A 17908-nucleotide genomic window follows, 5' to 3' on the forward strand; every position below is an offset into this window, starting at 1 on the left:
CAAATCTGCGCTCAGGTTGTTTTTGCAGATGGGTATCAGGACGCCCTGAGCCGTCTGAACGTAACCGGCTTATGCGGATGAAGAGGTTCAGACGGCCTGAGGCTGCGTTTGCCTACACAATACCTTGTGCCAACATGGCATCGGCCACTTTAACGAAGCCGGCAATATTGGCGCCGTCTACATAGTTGGTAAAACCGTTTTGACGGCCGTGTTGCAGGCAGGCTTCGTGGATGTTGGTCATGATGTTGTAGAGATGGCGGTCTACTTCTTCGGCCGGCCATGGCATGCGCAAGGCGTTTTGGCTCATTTCCAGCCCGGAGGTGGCTACGCCGCCGGCATTGCTGGCCTTGCCCGGTGCATACAGGATTTTGGCCTTGATAAAGGCATCGGCGGCGGCGATGGTGGAAGGCATGTTGGCGCCTTCGGCCACGCAGATGCAGCCGTTGGCAAGCAGGGCGGCAGCATCGGTTTCGTCCAACTCGTTTTGCGTGGCGCAGGGCAGGGCGAGATCGCAGGGCACATGCCACGGGCGCAGGCCTTGGTGGTAGGGCAGGCCTTGCTCTTCAGCATAAACCGCCAGGCGGGCGCGGCGTTCGTTTTTCAATTCTTTGAGTGCGGCAAGTTGGGGTTCGGTCATGCCGTGGGGAAAATACACGAAGCCGTCTGAATCAGATACGGTCAGCACTTGTGCACCGTTGTGCAGCAGTTTTTCGCAGGCATATTGCGCTACGTTGCCCGAGCCGGATACCACGGCGCGTTTGCCGGCGAGGGTGTCGTTGCGGGTGGCGAGCATGAATTCGGCAAAATAAACCGTGCCGTAGCCGGTGGCTTCGGGGCGGATCAGGCTGCCGCCGTAGCTGAGGCCTTTGCCGGTGAGCACGGAAGCGGATTCGTTGCTCAGGCGTTTGTATTGGCCGAAAAGATAGCCGATTTCGCGGCCGCCCACGCCGATATCGCCGGCGGGCACGTCGGTGTCGGCGCCGATGTGGCGGAACAGCTCGGTCATAAACGATTGGCAGAAGCGCATCACTTCATGGTCGCTCTTGCCTTTGGGGTCGAAATCGGCGCCGCCTTTGCCGCCGCCCATCGGCAGCGTGGTGAGGCCGTTTTTAAACACTTGCTCAAACGCCAGAAATTTCAACACGCCCAGATTCACACTGGGGTGAAAACGCAGGCCGCCTTTATAAGGGCCGATGGCGGAATTCATCTGCACGCGAAAGCCGCGGTTGACCTGCACATTGCCCGCATCGTCCATCCACGGCACGCGAAACATAATCACCCGCTCCGGCTCCACCAGCCGCTCCAACAGCCCCTGCCCGGCATAGTGTGGGTTGGCGGCCAGAAACGGCGTCAGGCTGGTAAACACTTCTTCTACCGCTTGGTGAAATACCGCCTGATGCGGATCGCGCTGTTTGACTTGCCCGAAAAGCTGATGCAGGTCTACGGCCATGATGATACTCCTTTGTTGATAATTTATTTTAAAAAACAATTTTTTATAAGATATTGGCTAGGCTGTTCGTATTTGAGCGGCAGCCGGCAGAGATGAAAAAAGCCCCGATAAATCCGATAAAGAATCTTGACCGGATTCAGTCGGAGCCGCGTTAACCGGCAGCCGCTTACGCTTGCTGAGGCAAAAGATGTAGCCGCGTGTAATATAAACGCATCGGCGGGTGTTGCCAAATAAAATTTCCGCATACCGGCGTGCTTTGGCCTGCATCAAATGCGATTGTGGTGCACGGCATTTAAAAAAACAGCCTGCCGGTGCTACAATAGCCCATCTTTATTTCAGGCCGTCTGAAACCCATTGGAAAAACAACCTGCCTGCTTTGCCGGTTGGTTGTTGAAAGAGATAGGCAACGGCGCCACACAGGAACTTTCATGCAGGCATATCAAGATTTAATGCGCCATGTGCTCAAACACGGCACCGATAAAGCCGACCGCACCGGCACCGGCACGCGTTCGGTATTCGGCTACCAAATGCGCTTCGATTTGAGCGAGGGCTTTCCGCTGCTCACCACCAAAAAGCTGCACCTGCGCTCGATTATCCACGAATTGTTGTGGTTTTTGCAGGGCGACACCAACATCAAATACCTGAAAGACAATAATGTGTCGATTTGGGACGAATGGGCCGATGAAAACGGTGATTTGGGGCCGGTTTACGGCTACCAGTGGCGCTCATGGCCCGCGCCCGACGGCCGCCACATCGACCAAATCAGCAACCTGATCGGGCAAATCAAAAAAAATCCCGATTCGCGCCGCCTGATTGTATCTGCCTGGAACCCGGCCTTGGTTGATGAAATGGCTTTGCCGCCCTGCCATGCGCTGTTTCAGTTTTACGTGGCCGACGGCAAATTATCGTGCCAGCTTTACCAGCGCAGCGCCGATATTTTTCTCGGCGTGCCGTTTAACATCGCCAGCTATGCGCTGCTCACCATGATGGTGGCGCAGGTATGCGGCTTGCAGGCGGGCGAATTTATCCATACTTTCGGCGATGCACATCTTTACAGCAACCATTTCGAGCAGGCCGAACTGCAACTGAGCCGCGAACCGCGTGCCTTGCCCACCATGCACCTCAATCCCGAAGTGACCGACTTGTTTGCCTTTAAATTCGAAGATTTCGAGCTCTCCGGTTATGATCCGCATCCGCACATCAAAGCCGCAGTTGCTGTATAGCCACAAAGAGGCCGTCTGAAACACAGCTTTCAGACGGCCTGATGCATCATGATCATGACAAAATGTTTATAAAGGAAGAATCATGAAACCTTATTTCCCCTTTTCCGCCCTTGCCGTTGCCGCCGCTTTGGCATTGAGTGCCTGCGGCGGCAGCGAGCCGGCAGCACAGCAGGCCGCCGCTGTGCCGGCCGATGCGATTACCCGCAATAACGTTACCGAACCGCAATCGCTCGACCCGCACCAAATCACCGGCGTGCCCGAAATCAACATCGTGCGCGATTTGTTTGAAGGCTTGGTGGAAACCGATGAAAAAGGCGACATCATTCCCGCCGTGGCCGAGTCTTGGCACAGTGACGACAATAAAGTGTGGACGTTCACACTGCGCGCCGATGCCAAATGGAGCAACGGCGAGCCGGTAACGGCAGAAGATTTCGTGTACAGCTGGCGCCGCCTGGTCGACCCAAACACCGCATCGCCCTATGCCTCTTATCTGCAAGCGGCGAAAATTGACAATATCGACGACATCCTCGCCGCTAAAAAAGCGCCCGAAAGCCTCGGCGTAAAAGCCATCGATCCGCAAACGCTCGAAATTACCCTCACCGCCCCCGTGCCATACTTTCCCAAAATGCTCTACCACGCCGCCACCAAGCCCGTGCACCGCGCCACAGTCGAAAAATTCGGCGTGAAATGGACGCAGCCGGAGCATTTTGTCGGCAACGGCGCCTATAAAATCAGCAAATGGGTGGTAAACGAGCGCATCGAATTGGCGAAAAACCCCGAATACCGCGATGCCGCAGCAGTAAAAACCGAGCGGATGGTGTTTTTGCCCATCGGCTCGCAAACCGATGATGTGGCGCGCTATAAAGCCGGCGAAGTCGACATTACCGATGCATTGCCGCCCGAAATGTTTGCCAAGCTCAGGGCGGAGCACCCCGACGAATTGAAAATCAGCCCCTATTTGTGCACCTATTATCTGGAAATCAACAACCAAAAAGCCCCGTTTGACGATGCCCGCGTGCGCAAAGCATTGGCGCTCACACTCGACCGCGACACCATCGCCGCCAAAGTATTGGGGCGCGGCGAAGAGCCGGCCTATAACCTGACCCGCGTCGGCACCGCCGATTTCGTGCCTTATGTGCCGGCATGGACAAAAATGGACTACACCGCCCGCATCGACGAAGCCAAAAAGCTGCTGGCTCAGGCCGGCTACAGCGAAGGCAAACCGCTGACGTTTACGTTTTTATACAACACCTCCGAGCAACACAAAAAAATCGCCGTGGCCGCCGCCTCGATGTGGAAACAGGCGCTCGGCTTTGTGAATGTGAAGCTGGAAAACCAGGAATGGAAAACCTATCTCGACAACCGCCGCAACGGCAACTACCAGCTCGCCCGCGCTTCATGGTGCGGCGACTATAACGAGCCTTCCACATTTTTAAACACCTTGCGCAGCGGCAACAGCAGTAACCGCGCGTTTTACCAAAGCGCCGAATACGATGCACTGCTGGATAAAACCCTCGATGCCGATATAGATGCCGCCGCCCGCAGCGAGCTTTACCGCCGGGCCGAATCGAAGATTGATGAAGACGCCGCGATTATTCCGGTATACGGCTATGTCAACGCGCGTTTGGTCAAGCCGCATATCGGCGGTTATTCGACCGAAGATGTGCTAAACGAATTGCCGGGCAAACGCTTGTTTGTCAAGCAATAAATTGAAGTGAGCAGAGGCCGTCTGAAACTGGGTTTTAAGGTTTCAGACGGCCTTTTTTATACATAGCGCTCAATCAGCAAGGCCGACACAGGATAAAGAAAAAAAGAGCGGCGACGGTGTATGCCCCCATTTTTGAATGACACCCTAGGGTATCCTGATAATTCGTTTATGAGGGGATTTTTGTTCCTGGAAATGCAGGTGCAAGGCAAAAAACGCAGCAAGATTGGACATCTTGCGAGGCTTTTTAACGCAGCAGATGCGTTTTCAGGGGCAAAAAGCATCCGTAAATCGAATTGTCAGGATACCCTAAGGTTGCTGATTCAATCAATGAGCGGGCTCGATGTTTGTTGGTCGACAATTGCATCAATCGTGATAACCGGCACGTCAGCGATGAAATCCAGCGTGGCGGAACATCAGTTTATCCGGCCGGGAAAAGTATTGGATTGAGGCAAACACAGGCCGTCTGAAAAAGTGAACCGCCCCCAAAGCTTAGGCATTTTCAAACCACTGAATCAATCACGCTGCAAGCGGCGGTTGCCCATAGGGAGTTGTGTTTCAGACGGCCTACAATAGCACGGCAGCGTTTGCGCAGATATGATACAATCGCCGCCGATTAAATGATTCTTTTGCATAAGGTTTACACAAAATGATTTCTACCAACGGCATTACCATGCAGTTCGGCGCCAAGCCGCTGTTTGAAAATGTGTCTGTGAAATTCGGCGAAGGCAACCGCTACGGCCTGATCGGCGCCAACGGCTCGGGCAAGTCTACTTTTATGAAAATCCTCGGCGGCGATTTGGAGCCGACCAGCGGCGAAGTGGCGATTGAAAACGGCGTGCGCCTCGGCAAACTGCGCCAAGACCAATTCGCCTATGAAGACATGCGCGTGCTTGATGTGGTGATGATGGGGCATGTGGAAATGTGGGCGGCGATGACCGAGCGCGATGCGATTTACGCCAACCTCGACGCCACCGAAGACGATTACATGCGCGCCGCCGATTTAGAGGCCAAGTTCGCCGAATACGACGGCTACACCGCCGAAGCGCGTGCGGCCGAGCTGTTGAGCGGCGTGGGCATTTCCGAAGATCTGCACAATGCGCTGATGAGCGAAGTCGCCCCCGGCTTCAAGCTGCGCGTGCTGCTGGCGCAGGCGCTGTTTTCCAAACCCGATGTGCTGCTGCTCGACGAGCCGACCAACAACCTCGATATCAATACCATCCGCTGGCTCGAAGGCGTGTTGAACCAATACGATTCGACCATGATCATCATTTCGCACGACCGCCACTTTTTAAATGAAGTGTGCACCCACATGGCCGACGTCGATTACCACAGCATCACCATCTATCCCGGCAACTACGATGACTACATGCTCGCCTCCGCCCAATCGCGCGAACGGGCCATGAAAGACAACGCCAAAGCCAAAGAAAAACTGCAAGAGCTGCAAGAATTTGTGGCGCGCTTTTCGGCCAATAAATCCAAAGCCCGCCAGGCCACCAGCCGTTTGAAACAGGCCGATAAAATCAAATCGGAAATGGTAGAAGTCAAACCGTCTACCCGCCAAAACCCGTATATCCGTTTTGAAGCCGATGAAAAAGCCAAGCTGCACCGCCAAGCCGTGGAAGTGGAAAATTTGGCCAAGCGCTTTGAAACCCCCTTGTTTAAAAACCTCAATTTCATGCTGGATGCCGGCGAGCGCCTGGCGATTATCGGCCCCAACGGCGCCGGTAAATCCACATTGCTGAAGCTGTTGGCCGGCGCATTTAACCCGGAATACAGCGAAGGCGTAGCGCCTGATGCGGGTAAAATCAAGTGGGCGGAAAAAGCCAATGTCGGCTACTACCCGCAAGACCACGAAAACGATTTCGATGTCGACATGAATCTCACCGAATGGATGCGCCAATGGGGTCAGGAAGGCGACGACGAACAAGTGATCCGCGGCACGCTCGGCCGCCTGCTGTTCGGCAGCAACGATGTGGTGAAGCAGGTGCAGGTGCTCAGCGGCGGCGAAAAAGGCCGCATGCTCTACGGCAAACTGCTGCTGCTCAAACCGAACGTGCTGGTGATGGACGAACCCACCAACCACATGGATATGGAAAGCATCGAATCGCTCAACATGGCGCTGGAAAAATACAACGGCACCCTGATTTTCGTGTCGCACGACCGCCAGTTTGTATCGTCGCTGGCCACTCAAATCATTGAGTTGGACGGCAGCGGCGGTTATGAACATTATTTGGGCGATTATGAAAGCTATCTGGATAAAAAAGGCGTGTAATTATCGTTGATACTGACAAAGGCCGTCTGAAACATCGTTTGTTTCAGACGGCCTTTATACACAGACAGCGGCTTATACCGACCATTCGCTGTCGGTCAAATCGTAAATCCGCTGAATATCGTTGAGAATGCCTTTGAAATCAATCTGCAAATCTTTCAGACGGCCTGTGCGGATATCAAACACCCAGCCGTGCACGGTAGGGTATTGCTCTTTCAGATAGCGTTTCTGCACACAGGCGATTTTAATCAGATTGATACACTGCTCCTGCACATTCAATTCCACCAGCCGGTCGTAGCGCGCATGTTCATCGGCAATCGCATCCAATTCTTCACGGTGCAGGCGGTAAACATCGCGGATGGTGCGCAGCCAAGGGTTGAGCAGGCCGTAGTCTCGCGGCTGCATGGCCGCGTGGATGCCGCCGCACTGGTAATGCCCGCACACCACGATATGCTTCACTTTCAGATGCTCCACCGCATAGCGCACCACCGAGGCGGCATTGATGTCGAGCGCATTGACCATATTGGCAATATTGCGGTGCACAAACACCTCGCCCGGCGCCATGCCCATCATTTCTTCGGCACTCACGCGGCTGTCAGAGCAGCCGATATACAGATAATCAGGCGTTTGCGTGGCGGAAAGGTGCTCAAAAAAATGCGGGTCGGCCTGTAGTTTGTCCTCAGCCCAGCGGTGGTTGTATTCGAAAATATCGTGTTGGGTTTTGCTCATGATGCATCCTTTTTTTGTGTGTGCAGATGATAATCATCTGGGGGCTACTCTAATCCCAACGGCAGCATCACACAAGAGCGTATGATTTACTTTCGATTACTTTTATGACCGCCGCCGCCGGCATGGCGGGGCAGCGTCACAAATCATACACATTATCTGTGGATAAGTGTGTGTATAACCTTGGTGTAAGCTGAAAAAACCTTTATGTTACCAACCTGTGTTTATTGTTGCTTAAAAAATAATCAAAATAAAATATATAAAAATCAACAACTTAAATTTAATCAATCGTTTTTAGGCAGATGATTAAGAAAAATCTTAGCAAAAACAAGGCCGTCTGAAAGCTGTGTATGAAACCGCTTGACAGCCGTGCCGAATAGCCTGCGATGCTGAGAAATACATGCCTCGAATGCGGTTTCGCGGTACAATCGGGCATTATTTTACACACCAGAATTTACATATCATGAAAGCCAGCCGATTTTTTATTTCCACCCTCAAAGAAGCCCCTGCCGAAGCCGCCTTGCCCAGCCACAAACTGATGCTGCGTGCCGGCCTGATCAAAAGTGTGGCTTCCGGTCTTTACACCTGGATGCCGATGGGCTTGCGCGTTTTGCGTAAAGTTGAAGCGGTGGTGCGCGAAGAGATGAACCGCGCCGGCGCGGTAGAATTGCTGATGCCGGTAGTGCAGCCGGCCGAGTTGTGGCAGGAGAGCGGCCGTTGGGAATTTTACGGCAAAGAATTGCTGCGCCTCAAAGACCGCCACGAGCGCGATTTCTGCATGGGGCCCACATGTGAAGAAGTGATTACCGACATTGTGCGCAAAGAAATCACCAGCTACAAACAATTGCCGAAAAACTTCTACCACATCCAAACCAAATTCCGCGATGAAGTGCGCCCGCGTTTCGGCGTGATGCGCGCCCGCGAGTTTGTGATGAAAGATGCTTATTCTTTCCACGCCGATTACGAATCACTGGTGCGTGACGGCTATCAGCCCATGTATGACGCCTATTGCCGTATTTTCGACCGCCTCGGCCTGGATTACCGCCCGGTGGCCGCCGACACCGGCAGCATCGGCGGCACCGGTTCGCACGAATTCCAAGTGTTGGCCGACAGCGGTGAAGACGTGATTGCCTACAGCGACACATCCGATTTTGCCGCCAACGTTGAATTGGCCGCCACTTTGCCGCTGGCAGGCGAACGTGCCGCCGCCGCCGCCCCATTGGCCAAAGTGCATACCCCCTCCGTGAAAACCATCGCCGCATTAGTTGAATTTTTAAACCTGCCGATTGAGCAAACACTGAAATCGATTGTGGTGGAGGGTGAAGAAGCCGGCGAAATCGTGCTGCTGCTGTTGCGCGGCGACCATGAATTCAACGACATCAAAGCCGAAAAACTCGCCGGCGTAAAATCGCCGCTCACCATGGCCGACCCCGCACTTATCCGCGAGCAATTCGGCGCCAACGGCGGCTCGCTCGGTCCGGTCGGCTTCAAAGGCCGCGTGTATGCCGATTTTGCCACTGAAAAAGGCGCAGATTGGGCCATCGGTGCCAACGAAGACGACTACCACTACACCGGTTTCAATTTCGGCCGCGATGCTGCCGAGCCGGAATTTGTCGATTTGCGCAATGTATTGGAAGGCGATGCCAGCCCTGATGGTCAAGGCCGTCTGAAACTTGCACGCGGTATCGAAGTCGGCCATGTGTTCCAATTGCGCAGCAAATATTCCGAAGCCATGAATGCCACCGTGCTCGACAACAACGGCAAATCGAAAATCATGGAAATGGGCTGCTACGGCATCGGCATCACCCGCATCGTGGCTGCCGCTATCGAGCAAAACAATGACGAACGCGGCATCATTTGGAGCAATGCCATGGCGCCGTTTACCGTTGTGGTGGTGCCGATGAGCTACAAAAAATCCGACAGCGTGCGCGAAGCCGCCGACAAATTGTATGGCGAGCTCTTGGCCGCCGGCGTGGATGTTTTGCTGGATGACCGCGATGAACGCGCGGGCGTGTTGCTCAACGATTCCGAGCTTTTAGGCATTCCGCACCGCATCGTTATCGGCGACCGCGCTTTGAAAGAGGGCAACGTCGAATATGCCGAACGCCAAGCCGGCGAAGCCCAAAGCGTGGCAGTGGATGAGGTGGTGCGAAAAGTGTTGGACGCATTGGCCGCGAAGTAAACCAACAGGCCGTCTGAAAGGGTTCAGACGGCCTGTGTGTATCTTAAAACAGTATTATTCAGGAGCAATCTTATGCGACAGGTCTGCCTCGAAACCCAACCCGTTCGCCTCAACAATATTTTCTGTATCGGCCGCAATTATGTCGACCATATCGCCGAATTGAAAAACGAAACGCCCACTGAGCCGGTGGTGTTTATGAAGCCGAACAACAGCCTGTTGCAAAGCGGCGCGGCCATTGTGCTGCCGCATTTCAGCCAATCAGTGCATTACGAATGCGAGCTGGTGTTGCTTATCGGCCAAGATGCAGAGGGCTTCGGTGATGGAGATAATCCGTTGGATATTATTGCGGGTTACGGTGTGGGCTTGGATCTGACCGCGCGCGATGTTCAAGGCCGTCTGAAAGAAAAAGGGCTGCCGTGGACCAAGGCGAAAGGTTTTCGCGGTGCGGCGTGTGTGTCGGATTTTGTGGCGGCGCAAAAGCTCACCCAACCGCAGGCATGCGGGTTTACGCTGCACATTAATGGCGAACTGCGCCAACACGGCCACACCGACCATATGATTTATCCGTTGGCGGCGGTTTTGCAGGAGCTGGCGGCAAGCTATGGTTTGCGCACAGGCGATGTGGTGTTTACCGGCACGCCCGCCGGTGTGGGCGAGTTGCACAGCGGCGACAGATTGTCGCTGGATTTGGCCGGGCTGGTGCAGGCGGAATTTGCGGTGGCGTGAGGCATTTATTCAGGCCGTCTGAAACCCCATTTGGCCGGCCGGCTATAACCGATAGAAGCATCGGTTCTTTGTGTTGTGGTGGCAAAACCCGTACAATACAGGGTTTATATTCTAACAAACCCATCAGGAAATCATCATGCTGAAAAAAATCATGCTCGGCGGCATTGCTGCTTTGGCTTTGGCTGCTTGCGGCAATGAGGGCGGCAACAGCGCTGCCGGTTCGGCTTCTGCTCCGGCGCAGGAGCAGGCCGGTTCGCTGCTCGACCGTATCAACAATCAGGGCACCATTATCGTGGGCACCGAGGGCACTTACGCGCCGTTTACTTATCATGACGATGCCGGCAAACTGACCGGCTATGATGTGGAAGTTACCCGAGCAGTGGCTGAAAAGCTGGGCGTGAAAGTTGATTTTAAAGAAACTCAATGGGATGCCATGCTGGCCGGTTTGAAAGCGGGCCGTTTTGATTTGGTGGCCAACCAAGTGAGCCTGACCACGCCCGAGCGTCAGGCTACGTTTGACAAATCGGCCGAATACAGCTATTCCGGCCCGATGGCAGTCAACCGTAAAGAGGATGACCGCATCAAAACGCTGGCTGATGTGAAGGGCTTGTCTTCCGCCCAATCATTGAGCAGCAATTATGGCGAAATGGCCGAAAAAGCCGGTGCGAAAATCGTGCCGGTAGACGGTATGGCGCAAGCGCTGGCGCTGGTGCAGCAAAGCCGTGCCGACTTTACCTTTAATGATTCGCTGGCGCTGCTCGACTACCTCAAGAAAACCCCTGATTCAGGCCTGAAAACCGCTTGGACGGCCGGCGCAGATCAAAAACTCGGTTCGGGCTTTATTGCCAATAAAGGCAACGATGAGGCATTGGCGAAAATCAGCGGCGCAGTAGAAGAATTGCGCGCCGATGGCACGCTGAAGCAGTTGGGCGAACAATTCTTTGGTGAAGACGTCAGTGTTAAGTGATATTTTAAGCGCCTTACCGTTTATGACCGAAGCCCGTGCGGCTTTGGTCATAAATGCTTTCTGGCCGATGGTGAAAGCCGGGTTTGTTTATTCGATTCCGCTGGCGTTGGTATCGTTTGTATTCGGCATCCTGATTGCGGTTGCCGTGGCATTGGTGCGCATCGTGCCGATGGGCGGCATCGTCCACCGCCTGCTGCTGGGCGTGGTGAAGTTTTATGTGTCTGCCATCCGCGGCACGCCGATGCTGGTACAGCTGATGATTGTGTTTTACGGCCTGCCCGCCATCGGCATTACACTCGATCCGCTGCCCACCGCCGTTATCGGCTTTTCGCTCAATATCGGCGCTTATGCTTCGGAAACCATCCGTGCGGCAATTTTGTCGGTGCCCAAAGGGCAGTGGGAAGCCGGTTTTACCATCGGCATGACTTATATGCAGACCTTCCGCCGTATCATTATGCCGCAGGCGTTCCGCGTGTCGGTGCCGCCTTTGAGCAATACCTTTATCAGCCTGTTTAAAGAAACTTCGCTGGCTTCGGTGGTAACCATTACCGAGCTTTTCCGCGTGGCGCAGCAAATTGCCAATGCCAGCTATGATTTTCTGCCGGTGTATATCGAAGCCGGGTTGGTGTATTGGGTGTTTTGCTTCTTCCTGTTTATCGGCCAGGCCAAGTTAGAAAAACGCCTTGACCGTTATGTGGCCAAATAGGAGCCGTGAATGATTAAAATCCGCAATATCCACAAAGCGTTTGGCGATAATGAAATCTTGCGCGGCATTGATTTGGATGTCGATAAAGGCAATGTGGTGGTGATTCTCGGCCCGTCCGGCTCGGGTAAAACCACGTTTTTGCGCTGTCTCAATGCACTGGAAACGCCGCAGCAGGGCAGTATTGAATTTGAAGGCGCCGAGCCGCTGAAAGTGGATTTCGCCGCCCGGCCTTCCAAAAAAGAGATTCTGGCGCTGCGCCGAAAATCGGGCATGGTGTTTCAGCAATACAATCTGTTTCCGCACAAAACGGCGTTGGAAAACGTGATGGAAGGCCCGGTGGCGGTGCAGGGCAAGCCGCAAGCCACTGCCCGCGCCGAAGCTGTGGCGCTGCTCGAAAAAGTGGGCTTGGGCGATAAAATCGACCTTTACCCCTACCAGCTTTCGGGCGGCCAGCAGCAGCGGGTCGGCATTGCCAGAGCGTTGGCCATCCAGCCTGAGCTGATGTTGTTTGACGAGCCGACTTCCGCGCTCGACCCCGAATTGGTGCAGGATGTGTTGAATACCATGAAAGGTTTGGCGCAGGAAGGCTGGACGATGGTGGTGGTGAGCCATGAAATCAAATTTGCGCTCGATGTTGCCACCACGGTGGTGGTGATGGACGGCGGTGTGATTGTGGAGCAGGGCGCGCCCGAGCAATTGTTCCGCAATCCGCAACACGAGCGTACCAAGCGCTTTTTGCAGCAGATTCGCGCCGAAGCCTGAAGTTTGGATACTGATGGCCGTCTGAAAGAGGATGAGGCGAATCCGGCAGATGTGCTGCGCCGTAAAAATCTGCCTGCCAACACCTTGCCGGATGCCCTAAGCCTGCTGTTATGGTTATATAATAGGCCGTCTGAAAAGTGTTTCAGACGGCCTCAATTTTTACAGCATGCCATTATGGCCGGCCGATACCGATTACGCTGGAGTAAATATGAGCAAAATCCGCACGAAAATCTGCGGCTTTACCCGTGCCGAAGATGCCGCTGAAGCTGCCCGTTTGGGCGTGGATGCGGTCGGCCTGGTGTTTTATGAAAAAAGCCGACGTTTTGTCAGCGCTGCCCAAGCGCAGGCTGTGGTGCGGGCGCTGCCGCCGTTTGTCAGCGTGGTGGCTTTGTTTGTGAATGAAACTGAAGCCGTTATCCGCCAAATTTTGCAACAGCTGCCGGTGGATATAATTCAGTTTCACGGCGACGAATCCCCCGAATTCTGCCGCCGCTTTGACCGCCCGTATATTAAAGCCGTGCGCGTGCGCCATACGCAAGATATGCTCGATGCCGCCGTGCTTTATGCCGATGCGCGCGCCGTGTTGTTTGATGCCCATGTGGCGGGCGAATACGGCGGCACGGGCCACAGCTTCGACTGGCGCATGCTGCCGGATGATTTAAACAGCCATTGGATATTGTCGGGCGGATTAACGCCGGATAATACAGCCGAGGCGGTGCGCACCACCGGCGCGAAAGCGGTTGATATTTCCAGCGGTGTGGAAAGTGCACCAGGGGTGAAATGCCCGCAGAAAATGGCGGCGTTTTTGGCAGCGGTGCGGCAAATGGAAAAGGGCGCAAGATGAGTCATCAGGTATTAATCGGCGCAGCCGTGGGTGATGTTGTAGGCTCGTGTTTTGAATTCAATAATTACCGTGCCACAGATTTTACGCTGTTTGCAGACAACTGCATGATGACGGATGATACGGTGTGCAGCCGATTGGCTGCTGCACGACTGCCGCGAAGATTTGGCGGTGCTGATGCGGCGCTGGTGTAAAAAATATCCGGGTTCGGGCTATGGCAATATGTTTGTCCGCTAGCTCGATATTCCCGATATGGCCGCTTACAACAGCTTCGGCAACGGCGCCGCCATACGCACTTCGCCGCTGAGCCGGGCGGCGGAAAGCCTGCAACAGGCGTTGGATTTGGCCGAAGCCAGTGCGGCGATTACCCATAACCACCCCGAAGGCATCAAAGGGGCGCAGGCGGTGGCAGCGGCAGTGTTTTGGGCGCGCGAAGGGCGCAGCAAGGATTTTATCCGCCAGCAAATTGCACAGCGCTTCGGCTATTCGTTTGCCCGCAGTTGCGACGATATCCGCGAGGTGTATGAGTTTAACGAAACCTGCCAGGAAACCGTTCCCGAAGCGCTGACGGCATTTTTTGAAAGCCGTGATTTTGAACATGCGCTGCGGCTGGCGGTGTCGCTCGGCGGCGATTCCGACACGCTGGCAGCCGTTACGTGCAGCGTGGCCGAGGCTTATTACGGGGTGCCGGATGATATTGCCGAGCGGACACATGCTTTTTTGCCGGATGATATTGCTGCAACGCTGGCTGCTTTTACGGCGCGTTGCTGCCGGCAGACACCGGCGCAAACAAGCACCATATCAAGTACCATATGATGATGTTTCAGACGGCCTGATAAGGTGATGCCGTCTGAAAAGCTGATTTTAAAAGGGTAAAACATGAAAAACTATCAATCTCCCGACGAACAGGGTTTTTTCGGCGAACACGGCGGCGTATATGTTTCTGAAACGCTGATTCCCGCGCTGCAAGAATTGGCCGATGCGTATCAAGAAGCCAAAAACGATCCTGAGTTTTGGCAAGCATTCCACCATGATTTGAAACATTATGTCGGCCGCCCCAGCCCGGTGTATCACGCCGAGCGGTTGAGCGAAAAACTCGGCGGCGCGCAAATCTATCTGAAGCGCGAAGACCTCAACCACACCGGAGCGCACAAGGTCAACAACACCATCGGCCAGGCCTTATTGGCGCAGCGCATGGGCAAAAAACGCGTGATTGCCGAAACCGGCGCCGGCCAGCACGGCGTGGCTTCAGCCACGGTAGCGGCGCGCTTCGGCATGGAATGCCATGTGTATATGGGGGCAGACGATATTCAACGCCAGGCGCCGAACGTGTTCCGCATGAAACTGTTGGGCGCCAATGTGGTGGCTGTGGAAAGCGGTTCGCGCACATTGAAAGATGCCATGAATGAAGCCATGCGTGAGTGGGTGGCGCGTGTGGACGACACATTTTACATCATCGGCACCGCTGCCGGCCCCGCGCCTTATCCGGAAATGGTGCGCGATTTTCAGTGTGTCATCGGCAATGAAGCCAAAAAGCAGATGCTCGAAGCTATCGGCCGCCAGCCGGATGTAGCGGTGGCCTGTGTGGGCGGCGGCTCCAATGCCATCGGTCTGTTTCACCCTTATATCGAAGAATCGGGCGTGCGCCTGGTGGGCGTGGAAGCAGGTGGCCGCGGCGTGGATACGCCCGACCATGCCGCACCGATTACCAGCCAAGCCCCCATCGGCGTGCTGCACGGTTTCCGCAGCTATCTGATGCAGGACGACAACGGTCAGGTGTTGGGCACGCATTCGGTGTCGGCCGGTTTGGACTATCCCGGTATCGGCCCCGAGCACAGCCATCTGGCCGATATCGGCCGCGTTGAATACCACGCTGCCGACGATGAATCAGCGTTGGCGGCTTTTGATTTGTTGTGCCGGTATGAGGGCATTATCCCCGCGCTCGAATCCAGCCATGCGCTGGCTTGGGCGGTGGCCGAGGCGCCGAAAATGAGCAAAGAGCAGGTGATTTTGGTGAACCTCTCCGGTCGGGGCGATAAAGACATCAACACCGTGGCCAAGCTCAAAGGCATTGAGTTGTAAAGATAGTGAAATGAATAAAAAAGTGTTACGGCGACGGGATGCCCCGGCTGTATTGCCTGCGGGCTTGCTGCCTTGTATCACTTCTTTTCGGATTCCACTATTAGGGTATCCTGATGTGTCGATTTAGGGTGTATTTTGCCCCTGACAACGCATCTGCTGCGTTAAAAAGCCTTGTAAGATGCCCAATCTTGCTGCGTTTTTTGCCTTGCACCTGCATTTCCAGGAACAAAAATCCCCTCATAAACGACACATCAGGACACCCTAGGGCGGAAAATTGAGTTGCCCATCGTTCAGACGGCCTCTTCGATCATACGAGGCCGTCTGAAAAGATAAAATTTCATCTCAAATCAACCAAGGAAGCGCACTATGAGCCATTCTGTGATTACCGTTATCGGCAAAGACCGCATCGGTATTGTGTATGACGTATCCAAACTGTTGGCCGAAAACCAATTGAATATCCTCAACATCAGCCAACAGCTGATGGATGATTTTTTTACCATGATTATTCTGGTCGATACCGCCAAATGCCCGAAAAGCCGCCGGGAAATGCTCGATTTGTTTGCCGAACAAGGCCAAGAGCTGGCGCTGGACATCCGCATGCAGAATGAAGACATTTTCAACGCCATGCACCGCATTTAAAGGATGGAAACCATGAGCACCAGCATTCAGTCTAACGAAATCCTTGAAACCGTGAAAATGGTGGCCGATCAGAATTTTGACGTGCGCACTATCACCATCGGCATCGATTTACACGACTGCATCAGCGCCGATATCGATGTGCTGAACCAAAATATCTACACCAAAATCACCCGCGTGGGCAAAGATTTGGTGAAAACCGCGCAACACCTGTCGGCCAAATACGGCGTGCCGATTGTGAACCAGCGCATTTCGGTGACGCCGATTGCCCAAATTGCCGCCGCCACTAAAGCCGACAGCTATGTGAGCATTGCCCAAACGCTTGATAAAGCGGCCAAAGCCATCGGCGTATCGTTTATCGGCGGCTTTTCCGCCCTGGTGCAGAAAGGCATGTCGCCATCAGACGAAGTATTGATCCGCTCGATTCCCGAAGCCATGAAAACCACCGATATCGTGTGCAGCTCCATCAATATCGGTTCCACCCGCGCCGGCATCAATATGGATGCGGTAAAACTGGCGGGCGAAACCATCAAACGCACCGCCGAAATCACGCCCGAAGGTTTCGGCTGTGCCAAAATCGTGGTGTTTTGCAATGCAGTCGAAGACAACCCCTTTATGGCGGGCGCATTTCACGGCTCGGGCGAGGCCGATGCGGTGATTAATGTGGGCGTGTCCGGCCCCGGCGTGGTGAAGGCCGCACTGGAAAATTCCAACGCGCAAACGCTCACCGAGGTGGCCGAAGTGGTGAAAAAAACCGCATTCAAAATCACCCGTGTCGGCGAACTTATCGGCCATGAAGCCAGTAAAATGCTCGATATCCCGTTTGGCATTCTCGATTTATCGCTCGCGCCGACACCCGCCGTGGGCGACAGCGTGGCGCGTATTCTCGAACAGATGGGCTTGAGCGTGTGCGGCACCCACGGCACCACCGCCGCGCTGGCGCTGTTGAACGATGCAGTGAAAAAAGGCGGCATGATGGCCAGCAGCGCCGTAGGCGGTTTGAGCGGCGCGTTTATTCCCGTTTCTGAAGACGAAGGCATGATAGCCGCCGCCGAAGCGGGCGTGCTCACGCTTGACAAGCTCGAAGCCATGACCGCCGTCTGCTCGGTCGGCCTCGATATGGTGGCTGTGCCGGGCACCACCTCGGCAGCCACCCTTTCCGGCATCATTGCCGACGAAGCCGCCATCGGCATGATCAACAGCAAAACCACCGCCGTGCGCATCATCCCCGTGCCCGGCAAAGACGTGGGCGAGAGCGTGGAGTTTGGCGGTTTATTGGGCTATGCACCGATTATGCCGGTGAAAGAAGGCAGCTGCGAAGTGTTTGTGAACCGCGGCGGCCGTATTCCGGCACCGGTGCAGTCGATGAAAAACTGATACCCGTTTACAAAAATAAGCAGATAAGGCAGCGAGCTGAAGACAGTGCACACGTGCGGGGCTGGTTGACTGGGTGTTTCCGTATCTTAGCGAAACCCGTCCTCTTCGAGCTCAGGCAGGACAACGCTACCATGCTGCTTGCCATCGCGCTGCTCACAGCAATGCCGAAGCGGTGTGGCCGACAGCGCCGGTTAAGCGTTTGCTGATAGGTTAAGGCCGTCTGAAAACGGTAAAAGTGCAGTTTCAGACGGCC

Annotated in this window: 17 protein-coding genes; 15 read left to right on the plus strand and 2 right to left on the minus strand. The window is 54.6% G+C overall.

Going from position 1 to position 17908, the window contains the following annotated elements; translation table 11 throughout:
* Positions 1–112: 112 nt before the first annotated feature.
* Complete coding sequence (gene gdhA, locus LVJ83_RS04025; protein ID WP_244786546.1) at positions 113–1450, minus strand: NADP-specific glutamate dehydrogenase; 1338 nt, start codon at positions 1448–1450, stop codon at positions 113–115.
* A gap of 428 nt (positions 1451–1878) precedes the next feature.
* On the opposite strand from gdhA, the gene LVJ83_RS04030 reads away from it, so the two are divergent.
* The 4 genes from LVJ83_RS04030 to LVJ83_RS04045 all read left to right on the plus strand — a co-directional run bounded on the left by LVJ83_RS04030 (position 1879) and on the right by LVJ83_RS04045 (position 6653).
* Positions 1879–2673 carry a thymidylate synthase gene (locus tag LVJ83_RS04030; RefSeq protein ID WP_244786548.1) on the plus strand — a complete coding sequence of 265 codons (795 nt, stop codon included), beginning with the start codon at positions 1879–1881 and terminating at the stop codon, positions 2671–2673.
* Between the two features lie 82 nt (positions 2674–2755).
* The gene (locus tag LVJ83_RS04035) at positions 2756–4381 is read left to right on the plus strand and encodes an ABC transporter substrate-binding protein (protein ID WP_244786550.1); all 1626 of its coding nucleotides are present in this window, start codon (positions 2756–2758) and stop codon (positions 4379–4381) included.
* Positions 4382–4549: 168 nt separating this feature from the next.
* Positions 4550–4828, plus strand: a complete 279-nt coding sequence (locus tag LVJ83_RS04040; protein ID WP_244786552.1) for a hypothetical protein — start codon at positions 4550–4552, stop codon at positions 4826–4828.
* Between the two features lie 199 nt (positions 4829–5027).
* Complete coding sequence (locus LVJ83_RS04045) at positions 5028–6653, plus strand: ABC-F family ATPase (protein WP_244786554.1); 1626 nt, start codon at positions 5028–5030, stop codon at positions 6651–6653.
* Between the two features lie 72 nt (positions 6654–6725).
* On the opposite strand, the gene LVJ83_RS04050 is transcribed toward LVJ83_RS04045, so the two are convergent.
* Positions 6726–7379, minus strand: coding sequence for a carbonic anhydrase (locus LVJ83_RS04050; RefSeq protein ID WP_244786555.1), 654 nt, complete (start codon positions 7377–7379; stop codon positions 6726–6728).
* Between the two features lie 460 nt (positions 7380–7839).
* On the opposite strand from LVJ83_RS04050, the gene LVJ83_RS04055 reads away from it, so the two are divergent.
* From LVJ83_RS04055 to LVJ83_RS04105, 11 genes are all read left to right on the plus strand, one after another.
* Positions 7840–9558 (plus strand): proline--tRNA ligase, encoded by a 1719-nt coding sequence (locus LVJ83_RS04055; protein ID WP_244786557.1) that lies wholly within the window; start codon positions 7840–7842, stop codon positions 9556–9558.
* A 72-nt stretch (positions 9559–9630) separates the two neighbouring features.
* The gene (locus LVJ83_RS04060) at positions 9631–10284 is read left to right on the plus strand and encodes a fumarylacetoacetate hydrolase family protein (RefSeq protein WP_244786559.1); all 654 of its coding nucleotides are present in this window, start codon (positions 9631–9633) and stop codon (positions 10282–10284) included.
* Between the two features lie 136 nt (positions 10285–10420).
* A complete protein-coding gene (locus LVJ83_RS04065; RefSeq protein WP_244786561.1) occupies positions 10421–11251 on the plus strand; it encodes an amino acid ABC transporter substrate-binding protein in 831 nt (276 codons plus the stop codon).
* Between the two features lie 22 nt (positions 11252–11273).
* Positions 11274–11957, plus strand: coding sequence for an amino acid ABC transporter permease (locus tag LVJ83_RS04070; RefSeq protein ID WP_425316019.1), 684 nt, complete (start codon positions 11274–11276; stop codon positions 11955–11957).
* A 9-nt stretch (positions 11958–11966) separates the two neighbouring features.
* Complete coding sequence (locus tag LVJ83_RS04075; RefSeq protein ID WP_244786565.1) at positions 11967–12719, plus strand: amino acid ABC transporter ATP-binding protein; 753 nt, start codon at positions 11967–11969, stop codon at positions 12717–12719.
* A gap of 208 nt (positions 12720–12927) precedes the next feature.
* The gene (locus tag LVJ83_RS04080; protein ID WP_244786567.1) at positions 12928–13563 is read left to right on the plus strand and encodes a phosphoribosylanthranilate isomerase; all 636 of its coding nucleotides are present in this window, start codon (positions 12928–12930) and stop codon (positions 13561–13563) included.
* Entirely contained in the window at positions 13560–13754 is a 195-nt protein-coding gene (locus tag LVJ83_RS04085) for a hypothetical protein (protein ID WP_244786569.1), read from the plus strand. The genes LVJ83_RS04080 and LVJ83_RS04085 overlap by 4 nt, the downstream gene beginning before the upstream one ends.
* Positions 13755–13812: 58 nt before the next feature.
* A complete protein-coding gene (locus tag LVJ83_RS04090; protein WP_244786571.1) occupies positions 13813–14376 on the plus strand; it encodes an ADP-ribosylglycohydrolase family protein in 564 nt (187 codons plus the stop codon).
* A 63-nt stretch (positions 14377–14439) separates the two neighbouring features.
* Entirely contained in the window at positions 14440–15642 is a 1203-nt protein-coding gene (gene trpB, locus LVJ83_RS04095; RefSeq protein ID WP_244786573.1) for a tryptophan synthase subunit beta, read from the plus strand.
* Between the two features lie 366 nt (positions 15643–16008).
* The gene (locus tag LVJ83_RS04100) at positions 16009–16281 is read left to right on the plus strand and encodes an ACT domain-containing protein (RefSeq protein WP_244786575.1); all 273 of its coding nucleotides are present in this window, start codon (positions 16009–16011) and stop codon (positions 16279–16281) included.
* 12 nt (positions 16282–16293) lie between these two features.
* Complete coding sequence (locus LVJ83_RS04105; RefSeq protein WP_244786577.1) at positions 16294–17655, plus strand: PFL family protein; 1362 nt, start codon at positions 16294–16296, stop codon at positions 17653–17655.
* Positions 17656–17908 lie beyond the last annotated feature (253 nt).

Source organism: Uruburuella testudinis (assembly GCF_022870865.1).
Classification (GTDB): domain Bacteria; phylum Pseudomonadota; class Gammaproteobacteria; order Burkholderiales; family Neisseriaceae; genus Neisseria; species Neisseria testudinis.

Coding starts and splice junctions, on each gene's coding strand:
- LVJ83_RS04080 (WP_244786567.1), top strand. CDS start 12,928: ATGAGCAAAATCCGCACGAAAATCTGCGGCTTTACCCGTGCCGAAGAT.
- LVJ83_RS04050 (WP_244786555.1), bottom strand. CDS start 7,379: ATGAGCAAAACCCAACACGATATTTTCGAATACAACCACCGCTGGGCT.
- LVJ83_RS04045 (WP_244786554.1), top strand. CDS start 5,028: ATGATTTCTACCAACGGCATTACCATGCAGTTCGGCGCCAAGCCGCTG.
- trpB (WP_244786573.1), top strand. CDS start 14,440: ATGAAAAACTATCAATCTCCCGACGAACAGGGTTTTTTCGGCGAACAC.
- LVJ83_RS04090 (WP_244786571.1), top strand. CDS start 13,813: ATGGCCGCTTACAACAGCTTCGGCAACGGCGCCGCCATACGCACTTCG.
- gdhA (WP_244786546.1), bottom strand. CDS start 1,450: ATGGCCGTAGACCTGCATCAGCTTTTCGGGCAAGTCAAACAGCGCGAT.
- LVJ83_RS04085 (WP_244786569.1), top strand. CDS start 13,560: ATGAGTCATCAGGTATTAATCGGCGCAGCCGTGGGTGATGTTGTAGGC.
- LVJ83_RS04070 (WP_425316019.1), top strand. CDS start 11,274: ATGACCGAAGCCCGTGCGGCTTTGGTCATAAATGCTTTCTGGCCGATG.
- LVJ83_RS04035 (WP_244786550.1), top strand. CDS start 2,756: ATGAAACCTTATTTCCCCTTTTCCGCCCTTGCCGTTGCCGCCGCTTTG.
- LVJ83_RS04040 (WP_244786552.1), top strand. CDS start 4,550: ATGAGGGGATTTTTGTTCCTGGAAATGCAGGTGCAAGGCAAAAAACGC.
- LVJ83_RS04105 (WP_244786577.1), top strand. CDS start 16,294: ATGAGCACCAGCATTCAGTCTAACGAAATCCTTGAAACCGTGAAAATG.
- LVJ83_RS04055 (WP_244786557.1), top strand. CDS start 7,840: ATGAAAGCCAGCCGATTTTTTATTTCCACCCTCAAAGAAGCCCCTGCC.
- LVJ83_RS04100 (WP_244786575.1), top strand. CDS start 16,009: ATGAGCCATTCTGTGATTACCGTTATCGGCAAAGACCGCATCGGTATT.
- LVJ83_RS04075 (WP_244786565.1), top strand. CDS start 11,967: ATGATTAAAATCCGCAATATCCACAAAGCGTTTGGCGATAATGAAATC.
- LVJ83_RS04065 (WP_244786561.1), top strand. CDS start 10,421: ATGCTGAAAAAAATCATGCTCGGCGGCATTGCTGCTTTGGCTTTGGCT.
- LVJ83_RS04060 (WP_244786559.1), top strand. CDS start 9,631: ATGCGACAGGTCTGCCTCGAAACCCAACCCGTTCGCCTCAACAATATT.
- LVJ83_RS04030 (WP_244786548.1), top strand. CDS start 1,879: ATGCAGGCATATCAAGATTTAATGCGCCATGTGCTCAAACACGGCACC.